Origin of the sequence: Leyella lascolaii (genome assembly GCF_900079775.1) — a bacterium.
Classification (GTDB): Bacteria; Bacteroidota; Bacteroidia; order Bacteroidales; family Bacteroidaceae; genus Prevotella; species Prevotella lascolaii.
The window spans coordinates 1-900 of sequence record NZ_LT556045.1; the positions used below are offsets into that span (position 1 = coordinate 1).

Annotated in this window: 1 protein-coding gene; it reads left to right on the top strand. The window is 52.2% G+C overall.

All coding sequences use genetic code 11. The features are described from left to right. On the top strand, nucleotides 1-900 hold a 900-nt coding region (locus tag BN4609_RS10330), incomplete at both ends, for a DUF8202 domain-containing protein (protein WP_497706737.1).

Here is a 900-nt window from a genome sequence, read left to right on the forward strand (position 1 = left end):
AGTTTACTTCTTTGTTACTGTTAGGCTTCGCTCTCGGCAGTTTCGCGCAAACGCCCGGAGGAGTCAGCGGAAGCGAACTGTGGTTCAAGACTGCGCCATTGAACTCAGACCTGCAAGGTTATTACCGTTGGCAGGATTTCTCTGGGGATTCCATACGGCTGATGCTATTGGACAGCCGTGGCGTCAAGTCTGAACTTACTCTTCCGAACAGTTCAGTCCATTACTTCAACTTCAATCCGAGTCTCTGGCTCGCAGACGGATTCCGTAGTCTGAGTGCCAAACTCAAGCACGGCGACCTCTCGCAGGCTACCGTCATCGGTGTCTTTTCACCGGAACAGGCAACCATCGGCAAGGATATGGTTGTCTATGCTCTTGACGGCCGCAAGGGCGACGGAGCCATTCTGAGCAAGGACAAAGCCGTAAGGGGTAGAGGTGTTGAACCACTGGACTATGGTTCAGCATCGGGTGAAGACCTGCTTTATCAATCAAGTGATTCTTTGTCCGAGAACGGTTTTAAGGAAAGCGCTCTGCGAGTTGTGTCCTACTTCAAGGTAAGCAATCCTTCAACAACATTGTGGGGAGACAACTCCAACACCACATTATTCATCGGAACCCCTTCCACCTCTGGCAGTTTCGGTACGGATTTCCCGACCTCGCTCTTCGGTAATGCTTCCATCCGGGGATATGCCCCTGAGCTTATTGTGTTCAGCAGGATGCTTACACCCGATGAGCGCAGAAAAGTGGAGAGCTATCTGGCGGTAAAGTACGGCATCACCCTCAAAGGCTCGTATCTTGACAGCGACGGAAACCTGACTTGGGACATGGCGGAGAACCAAGCCTACCACCATAGGGTCACAGCTGTTGGAACCGACACGGCAGGAAGTCTCTCCCAACCGCTTT